Origin of the sequence: Pelomonas nitida (assembly GCF_043555975.1) — a bacterium.
GTDB lineage: Bacteria > Pseudomonadota > Gammaproteobacteria > Burkholderiales > Burkholderiaceae_C > Pelomonas > Pelomonas nitida.
The window spans coordinates 384,336-407,756 of record NZ_JBIGIA010000002.1; the positions used below are offsets into that span (position 1 = coordinate 384,336).

Genomic DNA, 23,421 nt, shown 5'->3' on the forward strand with positions numbered 1-23,421 from the left:
CGGTCGAAAGCAAAGATAGGTATGGATGGCGCTACGGCAGCCGGCGCCGCCGAATGCCGGCCACCAGCAGCCAGGCCAGCACCACCAGCCCCGTTGCCGCGGCAAAGCTCCAGCGTGTGCCCCGGGCGGCTGCCGCCGGGCCGCCCGCAGCGGCAGCGGCTGCAAACAGGCCCGCCATCAGCGAGGCGCCGGTCATCAGGCCGAGATTGCGGGCAAGGCTGATCAGCGCGGCGGCCAAGCCACGGCCCGCCGAGGCGGCGCCGGCCATGACGGCCGTGTTGTTGGCCGCCTGGAACAGTGCATACCCCGGCGCGATGAGGAGCAGCGGCCCCACATAGGCCGCCGGCCCCAGCGCCGCAGGCAGCAGGCTCAGCAGCGCACAGCCGGGCAGCATCAGACACAGCCCCCAGCCAGCGGCGGCCTGCACGCCGATGCGGTCGACCAGGCGGCCGGCCGGCACACCGCTGAAGGCCGCGATCAGCGGCGCCACCGACATCAGCAGCCCCACGCTGGCCGGTGCCAGCCCCAGCGCCCAGGTCAGGTGGAACGGGCCGACGACCAGCGTCGCCATCATGACCGCCGACACCAGCGCATGGGCCGCCAGCCGCGCCGCCAGCACCGGATCACGCAAGCTCGCCAAAGGCAGCAGCGGCGACACGGCCTGGGCCTCGACGCGCACGAAGACCCAGGCGGCCACGGCGGCGCCCACCAGCAGCCAGATACTGAACGTCATCGCCAGCGCATAAGCGGCCAGTGCCAGCGCCAGGGCCGCGATGCCGGGCAGGTCCAGGCCGACCGGCCGAGTGCTCGACTGATCTGACAGTTGATCTGACGGTTGATCCGGCGGCAGCCGGCGCCACAGCAAGGCCAGCGCCGCCAGCCCCAGCGGCAGGTTGACAGCGAACAGCGCGCGCCACCCCCATGCCGCCAGCAACAGCCCGCCGAGCGACGGGCCAAGCGCCGTGCCCACGGCGGACATCGTCCCCAGCAGCCCCAGCGCCGCTCCGGTGCGCGCCTTGGGCACGACGTCGCCGACCAGGGCCATGGGAAGCGCCATCATGACCGCCGCGCCCGCCCCCTGGGCGGCGCGCGCCGCGATCAGCCAGCCCGCGCCGGGTGCCAGCGCACACAGGCCCGAGGCGGCGCAGAAAACCGCCACCCCGCCCAGCAGCACGCGCCGCCGGCCGAGCAGATCGCCCAGGCGCCCCGCGCCGACGACGAGCGCCGTCGTCGCCAGCAGATAGGCCAGCACGATCCATTGCAAGGTGGCGAAGCGGGCATCGAGGGCGTCGCCCAGGCGCGGCAACGCCACATTGGCGCTGCTCACGGCCAACGCGGGCAGCAGCGAACACAAGGCCAGGCCGGCGAGGCCGTCGGCACCTGGCCGCACCATCGAGGGGAGTCGAACGAAAGAAGTCATGGCCACGACCATAGAGAGCCTCCGGCCGTGGCGGAAGCCGCATCATCTGCACTCCATTGCTGCATACAACGCCATGTCAGAGCCCGATCTCAACCTGCTGCTCACCCTCGAGGCCTTGCTGGCGGAGGGCAGCGTCGCCGGTGCCGCACGCCGGCTCCGGTTGAGCCCCTCGGCCATGAGCCGCTCGCTCGCCCGGCTGCGGGCCGCCACGGGAGACCCGTTGCTGGTCCGCGCAGGGCGGGGCCTGGTGCCATCGCCGCGAGCCCTGGCGCTAAGGGAACGGATCGGGCCGCTGATGCAGGACGCGCGGGCGGCCCTGCAACCCGCCGCCCCGGTGCAGCTCGACCGGTTGGCGCGCGAATTCGTGCTGCGCACGCGCGAAGGGTTTGTCGAGAATTTCGGTGCGGCACTGCTGTCGCGGGTCACGGCGGAGGCGCCACGGGTCCGGCTGCGCTTCGTTGCCAAGCCCGACAAGGACAGCGCCCCGCTGCGCGACGGCAGCGTGGATCTGGAAACCGGGGTCGTCAGCGAGACCAGCGGCCCGGAGCTGCGCACCCAGGCCCTGTTCCGTGATCGGCTGGTGGGTGTCGTTCGCCAGGGGCACCCGCTCAGCCTGGGCCCGCTCACGCCCGAACGCTATGCCGATGGACGACATGTGGCGGTCGAGCGGCGGGCCGGGCAAGCCGGGCGAGCCGGGCCATTGGACCAGGCACTCGGCGCCGCCGGCCTGCAGCGCAGCGTCGCCGTGACCGTGACGGGGTTCACCCAGGCGCTCGCGCTCGCCCGCGACACCGACCTGATCGCCACGGTCCCGGAGCGGCACACCGGCCACCTGCGGAACGGCCTGCACAGCTTCGCGCTGCCACTGGCCCTGGACGCATTCACGGTGTCCATGCTCTGGCATCCGCGCATGGAGGCAGACGCGGCGCACCGCTGGCTGCGCGCCTGCGTGCGCGACGCGTGCGCCACCTGACCGCGCGCCCCGGCCGCTCGATCGATGCTGCGGCTACAGCTTTTGCGCCTGCATGAAGTCGTCGAAGCCGGCTTCGGCGAAGCGGAACCACAGGCTCTGGTCGCGCCGGAAGCTGGCGTAGTCCTCGTAGACCTTCTTCCAGTTGGGGTTCTTGGTCGACAGCTCGGCGTAGATGGCCTGCGACTCCTTGAACGCCGCCTCCATGACGTCACGCGGGAACCGGAACAGCTTGGTGCCCGAGCCCACCAGCTGCTTGAGCGCCACCGGGTTCTTGACGTCGTACTTCGCCTGCATGTCGATGTGGGCCAGCGCCGCCGCCGCCTCGACGATGGCCTTGTACTCGGCGGGCAGCGCGTCGTAGGCCTTGGTGTTGATGAAGAAGTCCAGCTCCGGGCCACCCTCCCACCAGCCGGGGTAGTAGTAGTTGGGCGCGACCTTGTTGAAGCCGAGCTTCTGGTCGTCGTAAGGCCCCACCCATTCCGCCGCGTCGATGGTGCCCTTCTCGAGCGCCGAATAGATCTCGCCACCGGCGATCTGCTGCGGCACCGCGCCCAGGCGCTCCATGACGCGGCCGGCGAAGCCGCCGATGCGCATCTTCAGGCCCTTCATGTCGGCGATGCTCTTGATCTCCTTGCGGTACCAGCCACCCATCTGCGCCCCGGTGTTGCCGCCGGGCAGATTGATGATGTTGTAGCCGCGGTAGAAGTCGCGCATCAGCTTCAGGCCGTTGCCCTCGACCATCCAGGCCGTCATCTGGCGGCTGTTCAGGCCGAAGGGGATGGTGCAGCCCAGCGCGAAGGTCTCGTCCTTGCCGAAGAAGTAGTACGGCGCCGTGTGCGCGATTTCCACCGTGCCGGCCTGCACGGCGTCCACCACCTGCAGCGCCGGCAGGATTTCGCCGCCCGCGTGCACCGAGATCTGGAACTTGCCGCCGGTCATGTCCGACACCTTCTTCGCGAACACCTCGGCCGCGCCGAAGATGGTGTCCAGCGACTTCGGGAAGCTCGACGCGAGCCGCCAGCGCAACTGGGCTTGGGCCTGCACGACGGCCGGGGCGGCGCCTGCCGCCAGCACGCCGGCCAGCCCGGCGTGGCGAACGAAGGAACGGCGTTCCATGGGCATGGGTGTCTCCTGTTATGGGGTCTTCAGTCAGAAATGACGGGAGATTCTGGAACGTCGCCCGCCACCCTGCGGCCCGGATTTACCCGGCGGCCGCCCCCTCAAGATCAGGAGCCTGACCGGCCCCGGCCGCCTTCCGCGGCACGGGCCCGATCGCCCACGCTCAATTGCCGGCGAGTTTCATGCCGGTGACCAGCACCGAGCCGACCGTCTTCGTGCCCATCGTGTATTCGTCGGCGCCGATGCCGACGATGTTCTTCAGCATGTCCTTCAGGTTGCCGGCGATGGTGACCTCGTGCACCGGATAGGCGATCTCGCCGTTCTCGACCCAGTAGCCGCTGGCGCCGCGCGAGTAATCACCCGTCACGTAGTTCACGCCCTGCCCCATCAGCTCGGTGACGAGCAGCCCGCGGCCGAGCCGGCGCACCATCGTCGCGAGATCGTCGCCCGGCGCCGTGGCTCGGCTGGTCATGCGCAGGTTGTGCGAGCCGCCGGCATGGCCGGTCGTGCGCAGGCCCAGCTTGCGTGCCGAATAGCTGGACAGGAAATAGCCCTGCAGCACGCCGCCCTGCACGACGGAGCGCGCCCGCGTGACGACGCCTTCGTCGTCAAACGGCGAGCTGCCCTTGCCCTTCTTCACGTGCGGGTCTTCGGCGATGTCGATGTGCGGCGCCATGACCGGCTGGCCCAGGCTGTCGAGCAGGAAGGTCGTGCGGCGGTAGAGCGCGCCGCCGCTGGTGGCCTGCACCAGCGCGCCGAGCAAGCCGATGGCCATCGTGCTCTCGAACAGCACCGGCACCTCGGCCGTGGCCACCTTGCGCGCCTTCAGGCGCGACAGCGCGCGCTCGGCGGCATAGCGCCCCACGGCCTCGGCCGACGCGAGATCGGCCGCGTCACGCATGGAGCTGTACCAGGCGTCACGCTGCATGCCGGCGCCACGGCCGGCGATGGGCGCGACGGACAACGAATGACGCGAACTCGCATAGCCGCCCTGGAAGCCGCGCGTGTTGCCCATCCAGAAATGCGACTGCTGCGCCGAGACGGCCGCGCCTTCGCTGTTCGTGATGCGCTTGTCCACGCCCAGCGCCGCGGCCTCGCAGCGCAGCGCGATGTCGGCGGCCTGGGCCGCGTCGATGGCCCAGGGGTGGAACAGGTCCAGCTCGGGCCGCTGCGACGCGTCCAGCGACAGGTCGGCCTCGTCGGCCAGGCCCGCGAATTCATCCTCGGCCGTGAAGCGGGCGATGTCGTAGGCCGCCCGCGCGGTGTCGCGGATGGCTTGCGGGGAGAAGTCGGACGTGCTGGCGTTGCCGCGCCGCTGGCCCAGGTAGACCGAGATGCCCAGCGACTTGTCACGGTTGCGCTCGACGTTCTCCAGCTGGCCCAGCCGCACCGACACCGACAGGCCACAGCCCTCCGACACCTCGGCGCCGGCGTCGGTCGCGCCCAGCTTCTTCGCCTCGGTGAGCGCATCGTCGATCCACTGCTGGAACTGCTCGGGGCTGTAGGCAAAACCGTCTTGGGCTTGAGACATCGGAGAACACTGAATTCGGGTGGGCGACAATCATAGAGAACATGGACCACCCCGTACCGGCTTCGCTGGCCCCCTCAAGCGGCGCCGCCAGCGGACCGGCGACGCCGGATCTCCGGCCGCCGCTCGACAGGGCTGACCACTTTGGATCGGCCTCGGGACACAAGATGCAAGAACACACCCCTGAATTCGACGACGACGACTTCGATCGTCCCAGCAAGTCCCAGATGAAGCGCGACATGACCGCGCTGCAGAAGCTGGGCGAAGACCTGCTGGCCCTGCCCGAAAGCCGCTGGGAGCCGCTGGCGCTGCCGGAAATCCTGTACGACGCGCTGAAGGCCTGCAAGAAGATCACCAACTTCGAAGGCCGCCGCCGCCAGATGCAGTACATCGGCAAGCTGATGCGCAAGATCGACGCCGAGCCCGTGCGCGAGGCCGTGGCCGCGTTCAAGCTGGGCCACGCGCAGGACAGCCTGCGGCTGCACCAGTCCGAGCGCTGGCGCGACCGCCTGCTGGCCAGCGACGACGCGCTGCAGGAATTCCTCAACGCCCATGTCGACGTCGACATCCAGCAGCTGCGCAACCTCGTGCGCGCCGCGCGCAAGGACGCAGCCAACGCACCCGAGAAGCGCAGCGGCCGCGCCTTCCGCGAGCTGTTCCAGTTCATCAAGGCCTCCGAAGCGCCCGCGGCGCCGGAGCCTGCCGACGACGACGACACCGATGACTGACGCCGCGCCCGAGCTGGTCAGGATCGGCATCGTCTCGATCAGCGACCGCGCGTCCAGCGGCGTCTACGAGGACAAGGGCCTGCCCGCGTTGAAGGACTGGTTGAGCAGCGCGCTGCTCAACGCGATCGAGTTCGTGCCGCGCCTGATCCCCGACGAGCAGGCCGGCATCTCGGCAGCGCTCATCGACCTCGTCGACACCGCGCACTGCGACCTCGTGCTGACCACCGGCGGCACCGGCCCCGCGCCGCGTGACGTGACGCCGGAGGCCACGCTGGCCGTCGCCGACCGCGAGATGCCCGGCTTCGGCGAGCAGATGCGGCAGATCTCGCTGCACTTCGTGCCGACGGCCATCCTGTCGCGCCAGGTGGCTGTCATCCGCGGGAAGGCGTTGATCATCAACCTGCCGGGCCAGCCCAAGGCGATTGCCGAGACGCTGGCCGGCCATGCCCAGGCCAGCGGCATTTTCGCGGCCGTGCCCTACTGCATCGACCTCATCGGCGGCCCCTATCTGGAAACGCGCGACGAGGTCTGCAAGGCCTTCCGGCCCAAGAGCGCCCAGCGGCCCGCGCGGGCCTGAGCCGCTGCCGGCTCAGCCGATCATCGCGCCGGGTTCGGCCTGTGTCGCCAGCGCCGCCTCCACCTCGTCCAGCGACCGATTGCTGCTGAGGCCGAACCCGCCGATGTCGCGCGCGCCGATGGCGCCCCGGCCGCAGGCCGTGTGCACGCCCACCCACGCGTTGCGGCCCGAGCGCTTGGCCGCGTACAGCGCCAGGTCTGCCAGGTTGACGACCTCTTGCCAGCTGCGCGCGAGCGGCCGCTCCGGCTCGAAGGGCACGCAGGCGAAGCCGATCGAGCAGCTCACATCCAGCTGCGCCCGGTCCGCCAGCTCAAACGGCGTGCTGGCAATGATGACCCTCATGCGCTCAGCCAGCTCCTCGGCGCGCACGCGGTCGGTGTCGCGCGCCACGGCCAGAAACTCCTCGCCGCCCCAGCGCACCAGGTAGTCAGACTCCCGCAACACCGACCGCAGCCGCGCGCCGAACTGCACCAGCACCGCATCGCCCGCCGCATGGCCGTGGCGGTCGTTGATGCGCTTGAACGCGTCGATGTCCAGCAGCAGGAAGACGCTGTCCGTGTCCAGCGGCTGCCCGCCGGCGGCCAGCGTTTCCTGGGCGCGGCGCAGGCTGGCGGCGAGGTCCTGCTCGATGTGATCGGTCAGGAAACGCCGGTTGTGCAGGCCAGTGAGCGGGTCGGTGACGCTGCTGCGCTGAAGCAGTGCGGTCTTCTCCTGCAGCGAGCGATGCAGGCATTCAAGCTCCGCCGTGCGCTGCTTCACCTTGAGCTCCAGCTCGCGCTGGCGACGCTGCAGCAGCTGCGTACGCATCCACACCACGCTCAGCATCAGCAGCAAGGCGCCGATGACCAGCAACCCACGGAACCACCAGGTCTGGTGCCAGGCCGGCAGCACGCGCACCGGCAACGTCAGCTCCTGCTCGCCCCACTGGCCATCGCGGTTGGAGGCACGCAGGCGCAGCCCGTAGTCGCCGGGCGGCAGGTTGGTGTAGGCCGCCAGCCGGCGCGACGCGTCGCTGTCCACCCAGTCGGCGTCGAAGCCCTCGAGCTTGAAGGCGTAGCGGTTGCGCTCCGGCGCCGAGAAGTCGGTGGACGCGAACTCGACCGCCAGGCTGTTGGCAGACGGCTGCACCGTCAGCGAGGCGCCGGCCGGGTTCAGAGGCAGGGGCTGACCGCCCAGCGTCACACCGGTCACGAGTACTTGCGGTCGATAGTCCCAGACCTGCAACTTCTCCGGCAGCACGGCGGTCATGCCGCCAGCGCCGCCGAACAGCAGCTCGCCGCCGGCCGTGCGGGCGGCCGAGCCGGTCCAGTAGATCGGAAACACGACACCCTCCGCGCGCCGCAGCGCCCGCACCGCCAGCGTGCGGCCGTCGATGCGCGCCAGGCCGTTGTCCGTGCTGGCCCACATGCGGCCTTGATGGTCTGGCAGCAGTGCATTGACCGTGCTGTCCGGCAGCCCCTGCGCCAGGCCGATGCGCTGCGGCGTGCCCTGCAGCGAGGCGGGCAGCAGGTCGATGCCACCCCCATAGCTGCCCACCCACAGCCGGCCGCCTTCGTCGGTGTGCAAGGCGGTGATGAAGCCCGCCGCCAGATGGTCGCCCGCCAACGGGCCGGGCAGCCATTGCCGCACGGCCCGGGTGTCCAGGCGGACCTGATTGAGCCCGTTGCGCGTGCCGACCCACAGCACGCCCTCCGCCGCGGGAGCCCGAGCCAGGACCGTGACACGCTGATCGCTGAGCCCCGGCGCGGCCAGCGTCACGGCGGCGCCTCCGCCGGTGCGCAGGTCCAGCTGCCACAAGCCGTCGTTCTGCCCGCCGATCCACAGCGTGTCGCCATCGGCCAGCAGCGCCCACACGGACGCGCTAGGGTCACGCCCTGCGAACGCGACACGGCTGACGCGCCGGCCCGCGGCGTCGGCGAGGTAGAGCCCGCGCTTGGTGCCGACAAAGACACCGCCGTCCGGCGACGGCGCCATCGCCAGCACGATGTCGTCCGGCAATGCCGTCTGCGGCCGCGCCGCATCGGGCCGCAGCGCGCCGATGCGGGCGCCACCGGCGTCGAGGATGTCGACGCCGTTCTTGTGCGTGCCCAGCCACACCTGCCCGCCCGGCCGAGGTTGAATCCAACTGATCTCGGTGCTGACGAAGCGCGCATCGAGTGCATCGCCGCCATCCGGTGTCGCGCCAAAGCGCGTGCGCACGCCGCTCTGGCGCGGGTCATACCGGCTGAGCCCACGGTCGGTCGCCACCCAGACCAGCCCCGCGCGATCGCGATAAAGCGCGCGCAGCACGTTGTCCGCCAGGCTCATGGGCCAGGCGGGCACGTGCCGCAGTCGCCGGGTGCGACCGGCGTCCAGCGCCACGGCCACCAGGCCCTGGCTTTGCGTCGCCACCCACATCTCGCCAGGCTGGACTTCGAGCAGGTCGGTGATCTGCCGGTCCTGCAGCACATCCTGCCCATCGCGGGCCCCACGCTCATGCACCTGCTGCGCCGGGGCGCGTGCGTCCGCCGGCAACACGAAGACACCATGCCGGCGGCTGCCGACCCAGATGCGCCCTTTGCTGTCCTGCGCCAGCGCCTCGGGCTGCACGACCGTGCCCGCCCGCAAGGGCACGGCCTGCAACTCCCCGCCGACCTCGCGTCGGAACAGGCCCGCCGCGCTACCCAGCCACAGCACGCCGGCGCTGTCGCGCATCAACACACGCGTCCGCGCGCCGGCGGCTGCTGCCCAGCCCCGGCTGGCGTGCTCAACCCGCCCGGTGGCCGGGTCCAGCCAGTCCAGGCCGCCTTCCGTGACGATCCAGATCCCGCCCGTGCCGTCGTCCAGCACCTGGCGCACGCTGACGTGGCTGACGCCGTTCTCGCCGCCGATCGGGTAGCGCACGAACCGATCCGTTGCCGGATCGTGCCGCAACAACCCGGCGGACGTGGTGCCCACCCACAGCCACCCGCGCACATCGCCGTGCAGCGCCTGCACGTAGTTGTCGGGCAGCGCGCCCTCACGCTGCGGGTCGGCCTGGTAGACGCGAAAGCGATAGCCGTCCCAGCGCGCCAGCCCGCCCGGACTGCCGATCCAGAGAAAGCCCTGGCCGTCTTCGGCCAGCGTCGTCGTGATGGCATTCGGCAGGCCCTGGTCCTGGTTCACGTGCTGGAACGTGACATCGGCCAGGCCGTCATGCACCGGTTCGCGAGCGGCCGGTGCCGCGTCGGCCCGCCATGCGGTCAGCAGAAGGCCGATCAGCACCAGCCGTAAGGAGAAGAACTGCAGTCCGAAAATGCGTGAGGACAAGAAGTGCCGTCAGAGGCGGGCAGCGGCCCGGAATGGCCGATTCTCATCGACACTGATGACGTTTTCCCCCAGAAACCCGCGTTACGGTAGCGTTACTTCACAAGCCGGTTCATGCCCGCCGCGTCGAAGGCCTCGTCGCGCTGGGCGTCGCAGGGCACGCAGTCGCTAACTGGCTTGCCCAGCTGCGTCGACAGCTTGCAGACAGCCTCCCAAAGCAGGGCGATCTGGTGCTCGTGGCCCGAAGCGCTGTCGATCAGCCCGCGCATGGCCAGCGCCAGCGGGTCGTCCCCCTGGGCCACGCCATAGGCCGAGAAGCCCATGCGCGCGGCAGCCTCCTCCCGGGCCTGGTCGCTGGCAGCCTCGATGATGCGGGCCGGGTTGCCCACCGCCGTCGCCCCGGCCGGCACCGGTTTGGTGACGACCGCGCCCGAGCCGATGCGCGCCCCGGCACCCACGGTGAAGCCGCCCAGCACGCAGGCGTTGGCGCCGACGATGACGCCGGGGCCCAGCGTCGGGTGGCGCTTGGCCCCCTTCACGAGCGACGTGCCGCCCAGTGTGACGCCTTGATAGATGGTGCAGCCCTCGCCGATCTCGGCCATCTCGCCGATGACGATGCCCATGCCGTGGTCGATGAAGACCTTGCGGCCGATCTTCGCGCCGGGATGGATCTCGATGCCCGTCAGGAACCGCCCCCAGTGCGACACCCAGCGCGCCAGCCACTTGAAACCGCGTGTCCACAGCCAGTGCGCGCGCCGGTGCATCCACAGCGCATGCAACCCCGGATAGCAGGTGAACACCTCCCAGGTGGACCGGGCGGCCGGGTCGCGTTGCAGGACGAGGGCGATGTCTTCGCGAAGGCGCTGGAACATGATGCGGCCAGGAAGCGGTTGGCGCGCCAGTGTAGGAGCGCTACTTTGGGCCCGCGGCGGCTGAGGTCTTGGACATCTGGCGCGCGATGCCGCGCAGGATGTGAACCTCCTCCTCGGTCAGCGCGGCCCGGTTGAAGAGCTGATTCAAGCGCGGCATCAACTTGCGCGGCGCCGCCGGGTCCAGATAGCCGATGTCGACGAGCGCCGTCTGCAGGTGGTCCAGCAGCCCCTGCACGGCACGGGCGTCGGCGAGCGCAGGGTCGGGCGTTCGCGCCGAGACCGTGAAGCCGCCCAGCGCCTGGCGCAGGTCGTAGGCCAGCAGTTGCACGGCCTGCGCCAGGTTCAGCGAGCCGTAGTCCGGGTGCGTGGGAATGCTCAGCACCGCATGGCAGCGGTAGACATCCTCGTTGCTCATGCCGTAGCGCTCCGAACCGAACACCAGGCCCAGCCGCGGCGGCGACTCGCGCGCGGCGAGCTCCGCGAACAGCGAGCGCGGCTCGTGCGTCGGCGGCCCGAAGTCGCGCGGCGTCATGGCCGTGGCACAGGCGAAATCCACGCCGTCCAGCGCGTCGGCCAACGTGGGCACCACGCGCGCCCGCGCCAGGATGTCGGCGGCGCCACTGGCCATGGCGACGGCCTCTTCGTGGCACAGCACGTCGGCAAAGCGCGGCGCCACCAGCACCAGGTCGCCGAAACCCATCACCTTCATGGCCCGGGCCGTGGCCCCGACATTGCCCGCATGGCTGGTGTGGATGAGGATGAAACGTGCGGATTCCACGGGGTTTGTACGGAGGTCAGCGGCTAGAATCGCGCGATTATCCGGGCCGGCCCAGGCCGCCCACCGCTCTTTCCTCCCCGCCAGCCCCTTCTTCCCAGCGAGTGCACGCATGCAGCAAACGTCTCTTCATCCCATGCTCAACGTGGCCATCAAGGCCGCACGTGCAGCCGGCGCCATCATGAATCGCGCGTCGCTGGATCTCGAGGCCTTGCGCATCAACACCAAGAGCCCGAACGACTTCGTCACCGAGGTCGACCATGCCTGCGAAGGGGTGATCATCGAGACGCTGCTGGGCGCCTACCCCGACCACGGCATCCTCGCCGAAGAGTCCGGCCGCACGCACGGCGCCAAGCATTCCGAGTACGTCTGGATCATCGATCCGCTGGACGGCACCACCAACTTCATCCACGGCTTCCCCGTCTACTGCACGTCCATCGCGCTGACGTTCCGCGGCAAGGTCGAGCAGGCCGTCGTCTACGACCCCACCCGCAACGACCTGTTCTACGCCACCAAGGGCCGCGGCGCCTTCCTGAACGACAAGCGCCTGCGCGTGTCCAAGCGCACCCGCATGAGCGACGCGCTGATCGGCACGGGCTTCCCGTTCCGCCGTGGCGACAACTTCAAGCGCTACGTGAAGATGTTCGAGGAAGTCATGCAGCAGTGCGCCGGCCTGCGCCGCCCGGGCGCGGCCGCGCTGGACCTCTGCTACGTCGCGGCCGGCTACTACGACGCCTTCTTCGAGACCGGCCTGCAGCCCTGGGACGTGGCGGCCGGCTCGCTGATCGTGACCGAGGCGGGCGGCCTGGTCGGCAACTTCACCGGCGAAGCCGACTTCCTGCACCAGCGCGAAGTCATCGCCGGCACGCCGCGCATCTACGCCCCGCTCGTGCAGACACTGGCCCCCTACACACGCGTCATCAAGGAAGAAGACCTGGCGGCGCCGGCCACCGCCCCGGCCTCGGCACCCGCTGCCCCGGCCGCTGCACCAGTGGCCAAGAAGCGCGGCCCCGTGCGACTGAAGAAGGAAGACCGCAGCGACGACAGCCCGGTCTGAGCCCAGACTATCGCCATGCACGAAGCCCTCCCAGCGAGGGCTTCGCTGTTTTCGGGCGTGACGAAGTTGGCAAGGAAAGCACGTAAGCACTAACCCGAAGAGCCAAGCGTGACTTGTGCACACCTCTCCCCCTTACCCGTGGGGAAGCGCCTCGCCAGAATGCGCGCCAGCGCGGCCAAGCACGACGCCGCACCGTCACTCATCAACTCTTCGAAAGCTCTCGATGCTCGCTCGCTCCGTCCTCGCCCTCACCCTCGTCGCTGCGGCTTCGCTGGCTCACGCCGATGCCAAGGTCCTGAAGAAGGTGGCCCCCGAGTACCCTGGCGAGGCCATCAAGAAGAACATCAGCGCCGGCAGCGTGCGCGCCAAGATCGCCATCGCCGGCGACGGCAAGGTCTCGGGCGTGGAAGTGGTGGAAGCCGAACCCAAGCGCATCTTCGACCGCGCCGCCATCGAAGCGCTGAGCCAATGGAAGTTCGAAGGCACGGGCGCCGCGCAGACGCACGAAGTCAAGCTGGTGTTCAAGTCGGAGGACTGAGATCACGCCGCGCGTTCCTGACGCCAGCACAAGCACCGAAGGCCCGCGCAAGCGGGCCTTTCGCGTTTTACGGGCCGGAACATCCGCAGCCGCCGCACCGGCGGCCAATCTCTGAAGCACGAACCTCGCCGCTTAAACTGCCGCGCTTTCTGAAGACCTCCACCGAGGGCTTTTCCATTCCCGAACGACGCCGATGACCCAGCCCGCTGACTTCAGCGCCCACACGCCCATGATGCAGCAGTATCTCGGGCTGAAAGCCGACTTCCCGGACACGCTGCTGCTGTACCGGATGGGGGACTTCTACGAAGTCTTCTTCGATGACGCGCGCAAGTGCCACGCACTGCTGGACATCACCATCACGACCCGCGGCCAGAGCGCCGGGCAGCCGGTGGTCATGGCCGGCGTGCCCGTGCATGCACTGGAGAGTTACCTCGCCAAGCTCATCAAGCTGGGCGAGGCGGTGGCCATCGCCGAGCAGGTGGGCGAGGTCGGCGCGGGCAAGGGACCGGTGGAGCGCAAGGTGGTGCGCGTCGTCACGCCGGGCACCATCACCGACACCGAACTGCTGGCCGACAAGCAGGACGCCGTGCTGCTCAGCGTCAGCGGCCAGGGCCGCCGCCACGGGCTGGCCTGGCTGTCGTTGACGCAAGGCGAGATTGGCCTGGCCGAATGCAGCGACACCGAGCTGCCGGCCTGGCTGGCACGGCTGATGCCCGCCGAAATCCTCGTGAACCGCGAGCAGCAGCCCGCCGGCGTCATGCGCGCGCGCTTCCCGGTCACGAACCGGCCCAGCTGGCAGTTCGACGGCGCCCTGGGCCAGCGCAAGCTCTGCGAGCAGCTGGGCGTGGCCAACCTGCAGGGTTTCAATGCCCACGAGCTGACGCTGGCCCACGCCGCCGGCAGTGCGCTGCTGGCGTTTGCCGAGCACACGCAGGGCCGGGCCCTCGCCCATGTGCGCAGCTTGCGCGTGCAGCGTGCCAGCGACTTGCTGGACCTGCCGCCGGCCACGCAGCGCAATCTGGAACTCGTGCAGACGCTGCGCGGCGAATCCAGCCCCACCCTCTTCTCGCTGCTGGACACCTGCAAGAGCGGCATGGGCAGCCGCATGCTGCGCCAGTGGCTGCTGCACCCCAAACGCGACCGCAGCGAGGCCATCGCGCGCCACGACGCCATTGCGGCGCTGCAGGCCGCCGGCTTCGAGCCGCTGCGTGACGCGCTGAAGTCGGTCAGCGACGTGGAGCGCATCGCCGCGCGCATCGCGCTGCGCCAGGTGCGGCCGCGCGAGCTGACCGGCCTGCGGGCGACGCTGCAGGCCTTGCCGGCGCTGCGCGCCGCGACGCCGCCGGGCCTGCGCAGCGAGGCCATGACTCCGCCGGACGACATCCTGGATCTGCTGGAGCGCGCCATCGCCGCCGAGCCGGCGCTGCTGCCGCGCGACGGCGGCGTCATCGCCGATGGCTTCGATGCCGACCTGGATGAGCTGCGCGGCATCCAGCAGAACTGCGACGGCTTCCTGCTGGACCTGGAGACGCGCGAGCGTGCGCGCACGGGCATTGCCAACCTGCGCGTGCAGTTCAACCGCGTGCACGGCTTCTACATCGAGGTCACGCAAGGCCAGATCGACAAGGTGCCGATGGACTACCAGCGCCGCCAGACGCTGAAGAACGCCGAGCGCTACATCACGCCCGAGCTGAAGGCCTTCGAGGACAAGGCGCTGTCCGCCAACGAACGTGCGCTGACCCGGGAGAAGCTGCTGTACGAGCAGATCGTCGACGCGCTCATCAGCCGGCTGGAGCCGCTGACCGCGCTGGGCCGCACGCTGGCCGGGCTGGACGCACTGGCCGCATTGGCCGAGCGCGCCGCCACGCTGAACTGGTGCCGGCCGGAGTTCGTCCCGCAGCCCTGCCTGGACATCGAAGCCGGCAGGCACCCGGTCGTGCAGGCGCGTCTGGCGGAAACCGGCGGCGCGGAGTTCATGCCCAACGACTGCCGGCTGGATGCGCGCACCCGGCTGCTCGTCATCACCGGCCCCAACATGGGCGGCAAGAGCACCTTCATGCGCCAGGTTGCGCTGATCGCGCTGCTCGCTGCCATCGGCTCCTACGTGCCGGCCACCAGCTGCCGGCTGGGGCCCATGGACGCCATCCACACCCGCATCGGCGCGGCCGACGACCTCGCCAATGCGCAGTCCACCTTCATGCTGGAGATGACCGAGGGCGCGGCCATCCTGCACTCGGCCACCGACCAGTCGCTGGTGCTGATGGACGAGATCGGCCGAGGCACATCGACCTTCGACGGCCTGGCGCTGGCCTCGGCCATCGCCACGCACCTGCATGACAAGACGCGCGCCTTCACGCTGTTCGCGACGCACTATTTCGAGCTGACCGAATTCCCCGCCAAGCACCCGCTGGCGCAGAACTGGCACGTCTCGGCCGTCGAGAGCGGCGAGGACATCGTGTTCCTGCACGAGCTGCAGGCGGGCCCCGCCAGCCGCAGCTACGGCGTGCAGGTCGCCAAGCTGGCCGGCATGCCCGCCAGCCTCGTGCGCCAGGCGCGGGCGACGCTGGAAGCGCTGGAGGCACGCTCCAACGCCGAGGACGATCAGTTCGACCTCTTCGCCGCGCCCCCCGCGCCACCGCCATTGCCGGAACCCAGCGCGCTGGTGGCGGCGCTGGACGGCATCGACCCCGATGCGCTGTCGCCGCGCGAGGCGCTGGAAGCGCTCTACAAGCTCAAGAGGATCGCCAAGGCATGAGCGCTGCCCGGCCGCCCGAAGGCGCTCCGGTCCCCTCTGGCGGGAACGCGCAGCCCGAAGGGTGCCCGGTGAACAAGACCCTCGTCTTCGCCCACGCCAACAGCTTCCCCGCCGGCTGCTACCGCGTGCTGTTCGAGCGCTGGCGCGCCGCGGGCTGGCGCGTGGAGGCGCTGGACCGTTTCGGCCACGACCCGCGCTTCCCGGTCACGGCCGACTGGCGCCAACTGCGCAACCAATTGCTGCATTTCATCGAGCATGAGGTCAGGCCCGAGGCACCCGTCGCCCTCGTGGGCCATTCGCTCGGCGGCGTGTTGAGCCTGATGGCCGCCTGCCGCCGGCCGGACCTAGCTCGCGGCGTCGTCATGCTCGACTCACCCGTCATCGCCGGCGTCAAGGCCGCAGCGATCGCGGTGGCCAAGACGACCGGGTTGATGACCCGCTTTCCAGCCTCGCGCGTCGCGCGCGACCGCCGCCACCGCTGGCCCGACCGCGCGGCCGTCCACGCCCACTTCGCCGCCAAGCCGCTGTTCGCGCGCTGGGATGCCCGCGTGCTGGCCGACTACGTGCAGGCCGGCTTCGAGCCCACGGAGGACGGCCAGACGCGGCTGCGCTTTCAGCGCGACGTGGAGTCGGCGATCTACCGCACGCTGCCGCATCACCTGCCGCGGCTGCTGCGCCTGCGGCCGCCGCAATGCCCGGTCGCCTTTGTAGGCGGCACGCAGTCCGTCGAGCTGCGCCAGGCCGGCGCGGCCGCCTCGATGAAGCTCGCCGGCGAGCGCTGGCGCTGGATGGAGGGCTCGCACCTCTACCCCTTCGAGAAGCCCGACGAGACGGCCGACCTGGTGCTGGCACTGCTCGACGATCCGCTCCGCTGAGGCCGGGCCCGGTGGGCGCCTCCCTTACAATCATCATTTCCCACCACAGCAGCCTGTTCTGGGCTGCTGCAAGACATGACCAAATACGTCTTCGTCACCGGCGGTGTGGTGTCCTCCTTGGGCAAGGGCATCGCGTCGGCCTCCCTGGCTGCCATCCTCGAATCGCGCGGCCTCAAAGTCACCCTCATCAAGCTGGACCCGTACATCAACGTCGACCCCGGCACGATGTCGCCGTTCCAGCATGGCGAAGTCTTCGTCACCGATGACGGCGCCGAGACCGACCTGGACCTGGGCCACTACGAGCGCTTCATCACGACGCGCATGAAGAAGGCCAACAACTTCACCACCGGCCAGATCTACAAGACGGTGCTGGAGAAGGAACGCCGCGGCGACTATCTCGGCAAGACGGTGCAGGTGATCCCGCACATCACCAACGAGATCCAGGAATACATCAAGCGCGGCGCCGAGGGCGTCGACGTGGCCATCGTCGAGATCGGCGGCACGGTGGGCGACATCGAGTCCCTGCCCTTCCTCGAAGCCGTGCGCCAGATGAGCCTGCGCGCCGGCCCGACGAACACGGCTTTCGTGCACCTGACCTACGTGCCCTGGATCGCCGCTGCCGGCGAACTCAAGACCAAGCCCACGCAGCACACGGTGCAGAAGCTGCGCGAGATCGGCATCCAGCCCGACGCGCTGCTGTGCCGCGCCGACCGCCGCATCCCCGACGACGAGCGCGAGAAGATCTCGCTGTTCACGAACGTGCCCGAGTACGGCGTGATCTCGATGTGGGACGTGAACACCATCTACAAGGTGCCACGCGTGCTGCACGAGCAGGGGCTGGACCAGCTCATCTGCACCAAGCTGCAGCTCAACACCAAGAGCACCGACCTCAAGCGCTGGGACATGCTCGTCCACGAGGTCGAGAACCCCAAGGAAGAAGTCACCATCGCCATGTGCGGCAAGTACACCGACCTGTCGGATTCGTACAAGTCGCTCAACGAGGCACTGCGCCACGCCGGCATCCACAACCATGCCGGCGTCAAGATCGAGTACGTCGACTCCGAGACGCTGACGCCGGAGACGGTGGGCGAGCTCGGCAAGTTCGACGCCATCCTCGTGCCCGGCGGCTTCGGCAAACGGGGCGTGGAAGGCAAGATCCTGGCCGCGCAATACGCCCGCGAGCACAAGCTGCCCTACCTGGGCATCTGCCTGGGCATGCAGGTCGCCACCATCGAGTACGCCCGCCACATGGCCGGCCTGGAAGGCGCGAACTCCACCGAGTTCGAGCCCGAGACGCCCCACCCCGTCATCGCGCTGATCGACGAGTGGCAGGACGCCGACGGCAGCATCCAGAAGCGCGACGCCAACTCCGACCTCGGCGGCACGATGCGCCTGGGCGCACAGAGCTCCGACGTCAAGCCCGGCACGCTGGCGCACGACATCTACGGCCCCATCGTCACCGAGCGCCACCGCCACCGCTACGAGGCCAACGAGCACTACCTCGACCGGCTGCAGAAGGCCGGCCTGGTCATCTCCGCGATCACGCAGCGCGAGAAGCTGACCGAGATGGTCGAGCTGCCGCGTGAGGTGCACCCCTGGTTCGTCGGCGTGCAGTTCCACCCGGAATTCAAGTCCACTCCCTGGGGCGGCCACCCGCTGTTCGCGGCCTTCATCAAGGCTGCGCTGAACCACAAGCACGAGGCCTGAAATGCCGGCCCCCACGCTCACTTCGTCCACCACCCCCCAAGGGGGCGCCCGCTCCCTTGGGGCGGCCCAGCGGGAGCTGACATGAAACTCTGCGGATTTGACGCCGGCCTCGACAAGCCCTTCTTCCTGATCGCCGGCACCTGCTCGATCGAGGGCCTGCAGATCACGCTGGATGTCGCCGGCCTGCTCAAAGAGACCTGCGACTCCCTCGGCATCCCGCTGATCTACAAGGGCTCGTTCGACAAGGCCAACCGCTCGTCGGGCACCAGCAAGCGCGGCGTCGGCATGGAAGCCGGCCTGAAGATCCTCGATGAAGTGCGCCGCCAGACCGGCCTGCCCATCCTGACCGACGTGCATGACGCGTCGCAGGTGGCCGAGGTCGCTGCCGTCGTCGACGTGCTGCAGACGCCGGCCTTCCTGTGCCGCCAGACCGACTTCATCCGCGCCGTGGCGCAGAGCGGCAAGCCCGTCAACATCAAGAAGGGCCAGTTCCTCGCACCGTGGGACATGAAGAACGTCATCGACAAGGCCCGTGCCGCTGCGGCGGAAGTGGGCCTGAGCGAAGACCGCTTCCTGGCGTGCGAACGCGGCGTCAGCTTCGGCTACAACAACCTCGTCGCCGACATGACCAGCCTGGCCGAGATGCGCAACTCGGGCGCACCGGTGGTGTTCGACGTGACGCACTCGGTGCAGAAGCCCGGTGGCCTGGGCGGCACCAGCGGCGGCGCGCGCGAGATGGTGCCCGTGCTGGCGCGTGCCGGCGTGGGCGTGGGCGTGGCGGGCCTCTTCATGGAGACCCACCCCAACCCGGCCGAGGCCTTCAGCGACGGCCCCAACGCGGTGCCGCTCAAGCACATGAAGACGCTGCTGACGCAGCTCGTCGCGCTGGACCGCGTCGTCAAGCAGCAGCCGCTGCTGGAAAACGACTTCTCCTGCTGATCGCGCAGGGATCGCCACGCCCTGCCCCCGTGCGGCCCCTGCGCACGGGCACTCCGCCAGGGCTGCCGGTGGCCGTCTACAGTCACCAAGCCGGCCCGCTGCTCCTTGAGCAGCCGGGCGCACGGCCAACGCCCCCACTGCTCTGAGGCTCACATGTCTGCTGCGTGCATCGTCGCCAACTTCAAGCTCACCGGCCAGGCCGGGCAAGAGGACGACCGGCGGCCGCTGATGCTGGTGGAAGGCGCCTGACCCGATGGCACTCGTCGCATTGCTGCTGGGGCTGCTGCTGGGCGGCCTGATCACGGAAAGTTTCCCGGGCGCGCTGCTCGGCGCTCTGTGCGGATGGCTGGTCTGGCAGCAGTTGCAGCAAGGCCGGCGCATTGACAAGCTCGAGCAGCAGCTCGCCGCACGCCCGGCCATGCCCGTGCGGCCGACCGCCGAGCCTCGCCCATCCGTCGAGCCCGCTGAGATGCCGGCACCGGTGCCGATGTCGGCGCCCTTGCCCATACCCAGGCCCGAAGCGGCAGCCCGGCCGCCGGTCACCTTGCCGCCGGCAGCGGCCACGACGCCCGCCCCACCAACGCCCGCCGCAGCGCGCGCGCCCTCACCCCCGCGCCGGCCGCTGCCCATGCCGGCCTGGGCCCAGCGGCTCGCGGCGGCCAACACCATCGTCAAGGTGGGCCTGGCCATGTTGTTCCTGGGCCTGGTGTTCCTGGCACGCTTCGCAGCGGAGAACGTCACGGTGCCACTGGAGGTTCGCCTCGCCGGCATCGGCGCCACCGGCCTCGCGCTGCTGGCCATCGGCTGGCGGCTGCGATCGCGCTCGCGCGCCTACGGGCTGCTGATGCAGGGCGGCGGCGTCGCGGTGGTCTACCTGACGCTGTTCGCCGCAGCGAAGCTGGCCGGGCTGCAGCCGGTGGGCCTGGTGTTCGCGCTGATGCTGGCCGCCTCGCTGCTGGCCGCGTTGCTGGCGGTGCGCCAGGATGCGCAGGCGCTGGCCGTCGTCGGCACGCTGGGCGGGTACGCCACGCCATTGCTGCTGTCCAGCGGCGGCGGCGCCATCGCGACGCTGCTGGGCTACGACTTCGTGCTCGGCCTGGGCGTGGCGCTGGTGGCCTGGTTCAAGCACTGGCCGCGCCTGAACCTCATCGCCTTCGGCTTCACGTCGCTCATCGCCACGGCCTGGGGGCTGACCAGCTACACGGCCGCCGACTATCCCGTCGCCCAGGCCTTCCTCATCGCCTTCTGGCTGCTGTTCACGGCCGTGCTGCTGATGCCCGGCCGGCGCGCGCAGACGCCGGAACACTGGTTGCAGGCCTCGATGCTCTTTGGCGTGCCCGTGTTCGGCGCGGCGTTGCAGTACGCACTGCTCAAGCCCGATGCCATGGCCATTGCGCTGGCGGCGCTGCTGGCTGGCAGCGCCTACATCGGGCTGGCTGCCTGGGCCCGCCAGCGCGCCGCGCATGCACTGGTGTTCGAGGCCTTCATCGCGCTGGGCGCCGTGTTCGGCACGCTGGTCATTCCATTCGCCCTCAGTGCCGAGGCCACCGCGGGCGCCTGGGCGCTGGAGGGACTGGGCGCCCTCTGGCTCGGTTTGCGGCAGGGGCGGCTGCGCGTGCTTGCCAGCGGCCTGGCGCTGATGGCCCTGGGCGGCCTCACGCTCACGATGGCCATGGCGAACAAGGGGTTCGCAGGACCTGGGGCCGCGTCGCAACTGCTGAACGCCGTGCTGATCGCGGCAGCCGGGCTGGCCGGCGCACGGCTGCTCGGCCGCAACCTGGCCCGCGCCTGGCATGCCGGGCTGGCAGCGGCGCTGGTGGGCTGGGGCACGGCCTGGCTCGTCGCAGCGGCGGCCATCGTGCATGTGCAATGGGTACCGGCTGCGCAGGCCTGGGCGGCCAGCGTTGCGTGCGCTGCCGCCGTCAGCGCCGTGCTGCTGGGCTTGCAGGCGCGGTGGCGCTGGCCGGTCGTCGCCTGGCCCACGGCCTTGCTGCTGCCGGCCTGGACGCTGCTCGGCGTCGTGGGCACCGCGCTGCATGGCGCGCCGCTGCTGGCCGGCGGCTGGTGGGCGCTGCCGCTGGCCTGGCTTGCGCAGGCCTGCGTGCTTTCGCAGACGGCGCCGCACTGGCCCGCGCCCGTGCGGCAGGCCACGCACGCCGGCAGCCTGCTGGCGTTCGCCCTGCTGGGCGCCTTGCAGGCCCGCCATTGGACGGCCGACCTCGGCGACCCCGGCAGTGCCTGGGGTTGGCTGGGCTGGCTGGCGGTGCCGGCGCTGTTGCTCGCCGCCATCCTGCACCAGCAGCGCCGCGCGCCACCGCAACAGGTCTGGCCGCTGCGGCTGGCACCGGCGGCCTACGCGCAGGCCGGCGGCGCCGCCTTGAGCCTGGCGCTGGCGGCCTGGACCCTCATCGCCAACTGGGGCAGCGCAGGCGACGCCAGGCCGCTGCCCTATGTACCGGTGCTGAGTCCGCTGGACCTGGGCATCGCCGCCGCCTTGCTGGCCGTCGTGGCCTGGCTGCGCAGCCCGGCCGCCGCCGCGCTGCGCCTGCCGTCTCAGGCGCTGGCACTGCCCGCCGCGCTGGGCTTCCTGTGGCTCAACGGCATGCTGGTGCGTAGCTTCCACCACTGGGGCGGCGTGCCTTACCACGTCTCCGGCTGGCTGGCCTCGCGCGGCGTGCAGACGGGCCTGGCGCTGCTGTGGAGCGCGCTGGCGCTGGTGCTGATGCTGCTCGGCACGCGGCGCCAGCAGCGCGCGCCCTGGCTGACGGGCGCCGTGCTGCTGGGCGCCGTGGTGCTCAAGCTGATGCTGTTCGACCTTCAGGGCAGCGGCACGGTGCTGCGCATCGTGTCCTTCATCGGCGTGGGGGTGTTGATGCTGGTCATCGGCTATGTCGCCCCGCTGCCTGGAACGACTGGAAACGCACGTCATGGCCCATCGCCGCGCTGAGTGGCTGCTCGTCCTGGCCTGCGCGTCGGCCGGCGCAACGCCTTACCGGGCCCCCGTCCAGGTCACGCAGCCGGCCCCATTCCTCGCGCTGGAGGTGGGCAGTGACGCCTGGCGGTACGGCCGGCGCGCCGATCTGCAGGACTGGCAGCTGCTCGACGCCAGCGGCCGCCGCGTGCCCTTCGCCCTGCAGCCCGACGAAGGCCCCGTCGCGCCAGCGGACCGCGCGGTCCCGCTGTTCGCGCTGCCGCCGCCAGTCGCCGCCGCGTCTGCCAGCCACGCCCCGACACCCGCGGTCCGCGCGCCAGCGGGGTGGCTGGTGGACCTGGGCGAGCCGCCCGGCTGGCCAGGGGCACCAGCCCGACTGCGACTGCATTGGCCCGCGGACGCTGCACCGTTCCAGGCGGGCTACCGGCTCGAAACCAGCGCTGACCTGCAGACCTGGCGGCCGCTCGGCACCGGCCAGCTGCTCGGCGTGCACACCGCCGACGGCGCACCGCTGACGCAACCGTCGCTGGACCTGCCCGGTTCGCCGCAGCGCTACCTGCGACTGCTGTGGGACGACGCGGCCCGTGCCGTGAAGCCTGACGCCGCCACGCTGGCCTGGCAGCCCAGCGGCCTCCCCCCTTCGCACACGGCGCGCACGGCGCCGCTGCCCGCGCCGGACGCCGACGGCGGCTGGGTCATTCCGCTGGGCGGCCCGCAACCGCTGATGAGTCTTGCGCTGAGCGGCAGCCAGGGTACCTGGGTGCTGCCCGTCCAGGTGCAGACGCGCGCCGACCCGCATGCGCCGTGGCAGACCGTGGCCCGCGCGGTGTTCTACCGTGTCGACCGGGGCACTGCGCCGGCTGATGCCGCACCCGCCGTGCCGCTGACACTGGCCGTCAGCGAGGTGCGCCTGCTGCCGCCGCGCGGCACCGCCATGCCGCCAAATGGCACCCTGCAACTCAGCTGGACCACCCGCACGCCACGGCTGGTCTGGGCGGTCCAGGGCCAGCCGCCCTTCAGCCTGGAGGTCGGAGTGACATCGCCCGAGGCCGGCCCGCGGCCGCTGCCGGACGTCGTTCCCGACTGGCCGGCCGAGCAGGCACGCCTGGGCCGGGCCCGCGTGGGTGAATTCGTTGCTCAGCCGGCGGCAGCTGCACCGGCCCCACCCGCGCTGCCGCCGCGCCGGCTTCTGCTGTGGGCCGTGCTAGGCCTGGGCGTGGCCGCGCTCGCGGCGCTGACCTGGCGGCTGTGGCGCCAGGGGCCGGCGGTCGACACCAGCACTTAAACTGCGGCGCCAGCCACGGTCGCTTGTTCTGACACCGTAACTGTCCTTAGGCACAC

The 23,421-nt window shown here is 70.5% G+C and carries 17 protein-coding genes; 11 read left to right on the forward strand and 6 right to left on the reverse strand.

Annotated elements, in window-relative coordinates; all coding sequences use genetic code 11:
* Positions 1-31: 31 nt before the first annotated feature.
* Positions 32-1,420: an MFS transporter gene (locus ACG00X_RS04155; RefSeq protein WP_394486708.1), complete on the reverse strand. Its 1,389-nt coding sequence runs from the start codon at positions 1,418-1,420 to the stop codon at positions 32-34.
* A gap of 73 nt (positions 1,421-1,493) precedes the next feature.
* On the opposite strand from ACG00X_RS04155, the gene ACG00X_RS04160 reads away from it, so the two are divergent.
* Entirely contained in the window at positions 1,494-2,393 is a 900-nt protein-coding gene (locus ACG00X_RS04160; RefSeq protein WP_394486789.1) for a LysR family transcriptional regulator, read from the forward strand.
* Between the two features lie 33 nt (positions 2,394-2,426).
* Here the strand turns inward: ACG00X_RS04160 and ACG00X_RS04165 are convergent, their stop codons facing one another.
* Both ACG00X_RS04165 and pmbA read right to left on the reverse strand, forming a co-directional pair.
* Positions 2,427-3,509, reverse strand: coding sequence for a TRAP transporter substrate-binding protein (locus ACG00X_RS04165; protein ID WP_394486790.1), 1,083 nt, complete (start codon positions 3,507-3,509; stop codon positions 2,427-2,429).
* A 166-nt stretch (positions 3,510-3,675) separates the two neighbouring features.
* Positions 3,676-5,043, reverse strand: coding sequence for a metalloprotease PmbA (gene pmbA / locus ACG00X_RS04170; protein WP_394486709.1), 1,368 nt, complete (start codon positions 5,041-5,043; stop codon positions 3,676-3,678).
* Between the two features lie 164 nt (positions 5,044-5,207).
* Between pmbA and yjgA the strand changes: the two genes are divergently transcribed.
* Complete coding sequence (yjgA, locus tag ACG00X_RS04175) at positions 5,208-5,768, forward strand: ribosome biogenesis factor YjgA (RefSeq protein ID WP_394486710.1); 561 nt, start codon at positions 5,208-5,210, stop codon at positions 5,766-5,768.
* Positions 5,761-6,345 carry a molybdopterin adenylyltransferase gene (gene mog, locus ACG00X_RS04180; protein ID WP_394486711.1) on the forward strand — a complete coding sequence of 195 codons (585 nt, stop codon included), beginning with the start codon at positions 5,761-5,763 and terminating at the stop codon, positions 6,343-6,345. Before yjgA ends, mog begins: the two co-directional genes overlap by 8 nt.
* Before the next feature lie 12 nt (positions 6,346-6,357).
* On the opposite strand, the gene ACG00X_RS04185 is transcribed toward mog, so the two are convergent.
* From ACG00X_RS04185 to ACG00X_RS04195, 3 genes are all read right to left on the reverse strand, one after another.
* Positions 6,358-9,633 carry a two-component regulator propeller domain-containing protein gene (locus ACG00X_RS04185; RefSeq protein ID WP_394486712.1) on the reverse strand — a complete coding sequence of 1,092 codons (3,276 nt, stop codon included), beginning with the start codon at positions 9,631-9,633 and terminating at the stop codon, positions 6,358-6,360.
* Between the two features lie 92 nt (positions 9,634-9,725).
* Positions 9,726-10,502: a serine O-acetyltransferase gene (cysE, locus tag ACG00X_RS04190; protein ID WP_394486714.1), complete on the reverse strand. Its 777-nt coding sequence runs from the start codon at positions 10,500-10,502 to the stop codon at positions 9,726-9,728.
* Between the two features lie 40 nt (positions 10,503-10,542).
* Positions 10,543-11,280, reverse strand: coding sequence for an RNA methyltransferase (locus ACG00X_RS04195; protein WP_394486716.1), 738 nt, complete (start codon positions 11,278-11,280; stop codon positions 10,543-10,545).
* 109 nt (positions 11,281-11,389) lie between these two features.
* Between ACG00X_RS04195 and ACG00X_RS04200 the strand changes: the two genes are divergently transcribed.
* The 8 genes from ACG00X_RS04200 to ACG00X_RS04235 all read left to right on the forward strand — a co-directional run bounded on the left by ACG00X_RS04200 (position 11,390) and on the right by ACG00X_RS04235 (position 23,365).
* Positions 11,390-12,334 carry an inositol monophosphatase family protein gene (locus tag ACG00X_RS04200; protein WP_394486717.1) on the forward strand — a complete coding sequence of 315 codons (945 nt, stop codon included), beginning with the start codon at positions 11,390-11,392 and terminating at the stop codon, positions 12,332-12,334.
* 223 nt (positions 12,335-12,557) lie between these two features.
* Positions 12,558-12,872 carry an energy transducer TonB gene (locus ACG00X_RS04205; RefSeq protein ID WP_394486718.1) on the forward strand — a complete coding sequence of 105 codons (315 nt, stop codon included), beginning with the start codon at positions 12,558-12,560 and terminating at the stop codon, positions 12,870-12,872.
* A 193-nt stretch (positions 12,873-13,065) separates the two neighbouring features.
* On the forward strand, positions 13,066-15,627 hold the full coding sequence (mutS, locus tag ACG00X_RS04210) for a DNA mismatch repair protein MutS (protein ID WP_394486720.1): 2,562 nt from the start codon (positions 13,066-13,068) through the stop codon (positions 15,625-15,627).
* Between the two features lie 68 nt (positions 15,628-15,695).
* Positions 15,696-16,502 (forward strand): alpha/beta hydrolase, encoded by an 807-nt coding sequence (locus ACG00X_RS04215; RefSeq protein WP_394486722.1) that lies wholly within the window; start codon positions 15,696-15,698, stop codon positions 16,500-16,502.
* A 75-nt stretch (positions 16,503-16,577) separates the two neighbouring features.
* Complete coding sequence (locus ACG00X_RS04220; RefSeq protein WP_394486723.1) at positions 16,578-18,209, forward strand: CTP synthase; 1,632 nt, start codon at positions 16,578-16,580, stop codon at positions 18,207-18,209.
* An 81-nt stretch (positions 18,210-18,290) separates the two neighbouring features.
* Positions 18,291-19,148 carry a 3-deoxy-8-phosphooctulonate synthase gene (gene kdsA / locus ACG00X_RS04225; RefSeq protein ID WP_394486724.1) on the forward strand — a complete coding sequence of 286 codons (858 nt, stop codon included), beginning with the start codon at positions 18,291-18,293 and terminating at the stop codon, positions 19,146-19,148.
* A gap of 253 nt (positions 19,149-19,401) precedes the next feature.
* A complete protein-coding gene (locus ACG00X_RS04230) occupies positions 19,402-22,095 on the forward strand; it encodes a DUF2339 domain-containing protein (RefSeq protein WP_394486725.1) in 2,694 nt (897 codons plus the stop codon).
* On the forward strand, positions 22,076-23,365 hold the full coding sequence (locus ACG00X_RS04235) for a DUF3999 family protein (protein ID WP_394486727.1): 1,290 nt from the start codon (positions 22,076-22,078) through the stop codon (positions 23,363-23,365). The genes ACG00X_RS04230 and ACG00X_RS04235 overlap by 20 nt, the downstream gene beginning before the upstream one ends.
* Positions 23,366-23,421 lie beyond the last annotated feature (56 nt).

Bases quoted from the DNA above. Each gene is read 5' to 3' on its own strand.
- ACG00X_RS04200 (WP_394486717.1), top strand. From the start codon at position 11,390: ATGCAGCAAACGTCTCTTCATCCCATGCTCAACGTGGCCATCAAGGCC.
- ACG00X_RS04160 (WP_394486789.1), top strand. From the start codon at position 1,494: ATGTCAGAGCCCGATCTCAACCTGCTGCTCACCCTCGAGGCCTTGCTG.
- ACG00X_RS04230 (WP_394486725.1), top strand. From the start codon at position 19,402: ATGGCACTCGTCGCATTGCTGCTGGGGCTGCTGCTGGGCGGCCTGATC.
- cysE (WP_394486714.1), bottom strand. From the start codon at position 10,502: ATGTTCCAGCGCCTTCGCGAAGACATCGCCCTCGTCCTGCAACGCGAC.
- mog (WP_394486711.1), top strand. From the start codon at position 5,761: ATGACTGACGCCGCGCCCGAGCTGGTCAGGATCGGCATCGTCTCGATC.
- yjgA (WP_394486710.1), top strand. From the start codon at position 5,208: ATGCAAGAACACACCCCTGAATTCGACGACGACGACTTCGATCGTCCC.
- ACG00X_RS04205 (WP_394486718.1), top strand. From the start codon at position 12,558: ATGCTCGCTCGCTCCGTCCTCGCCCTCACCCTCGTCGCTGCGGCTTCG.
- mutS (WP_394486720.1), top strand. From the start codon at position 13,066: ATGACCCAGCCCGCTGACTTCAGCGCCCACACGCCCATGATGCAGCAG.
- ACG00X_RS04220 (WP_394486723.1), top strand. From the start codon at position 16,578: ATGACCAAATACGTCTTCGTCACCGGCGGTGTGGTGTCCTCCTTGGGC.
- ACG00X_RS04235 (WP_394486727.1), top strand. From the start codon at position 22,076: ATGGCCCATCGCCGCGCTGAGTGGCTGCTCGTCCTGGCCTGCGCGTCG.
- kdsA (WP_394486724.1), top strand. From the start codon at position 18,291: ATGAAACTCTGCGGATTTGACGCCGGCCTCGACAAGCCCTTCTTCCTG.
- ACG00X_RS04165 (WP_394486790.1), bottom strand. From the start codon at position 3,509: ATGGAACGCCGTTCCTTCGTTCGCCACGCCGGGCTGGCCGGCGTGCTG.
- ACG00X_RS04155 (WP_394486708.1), bottom strand. From the start codon at position 1,420: ATGACTTCTTTCGTTCGACTCCCCTCGATGGTGCGGCCAGGTGCCGAC.
- pmbA (WP_394486709.1), bottom strand. From the start codon at position 5,043: ATGTCTCAAGCCCAAGACGGTTTTGCCTACAGCCCCGAGCAGTTCCAG.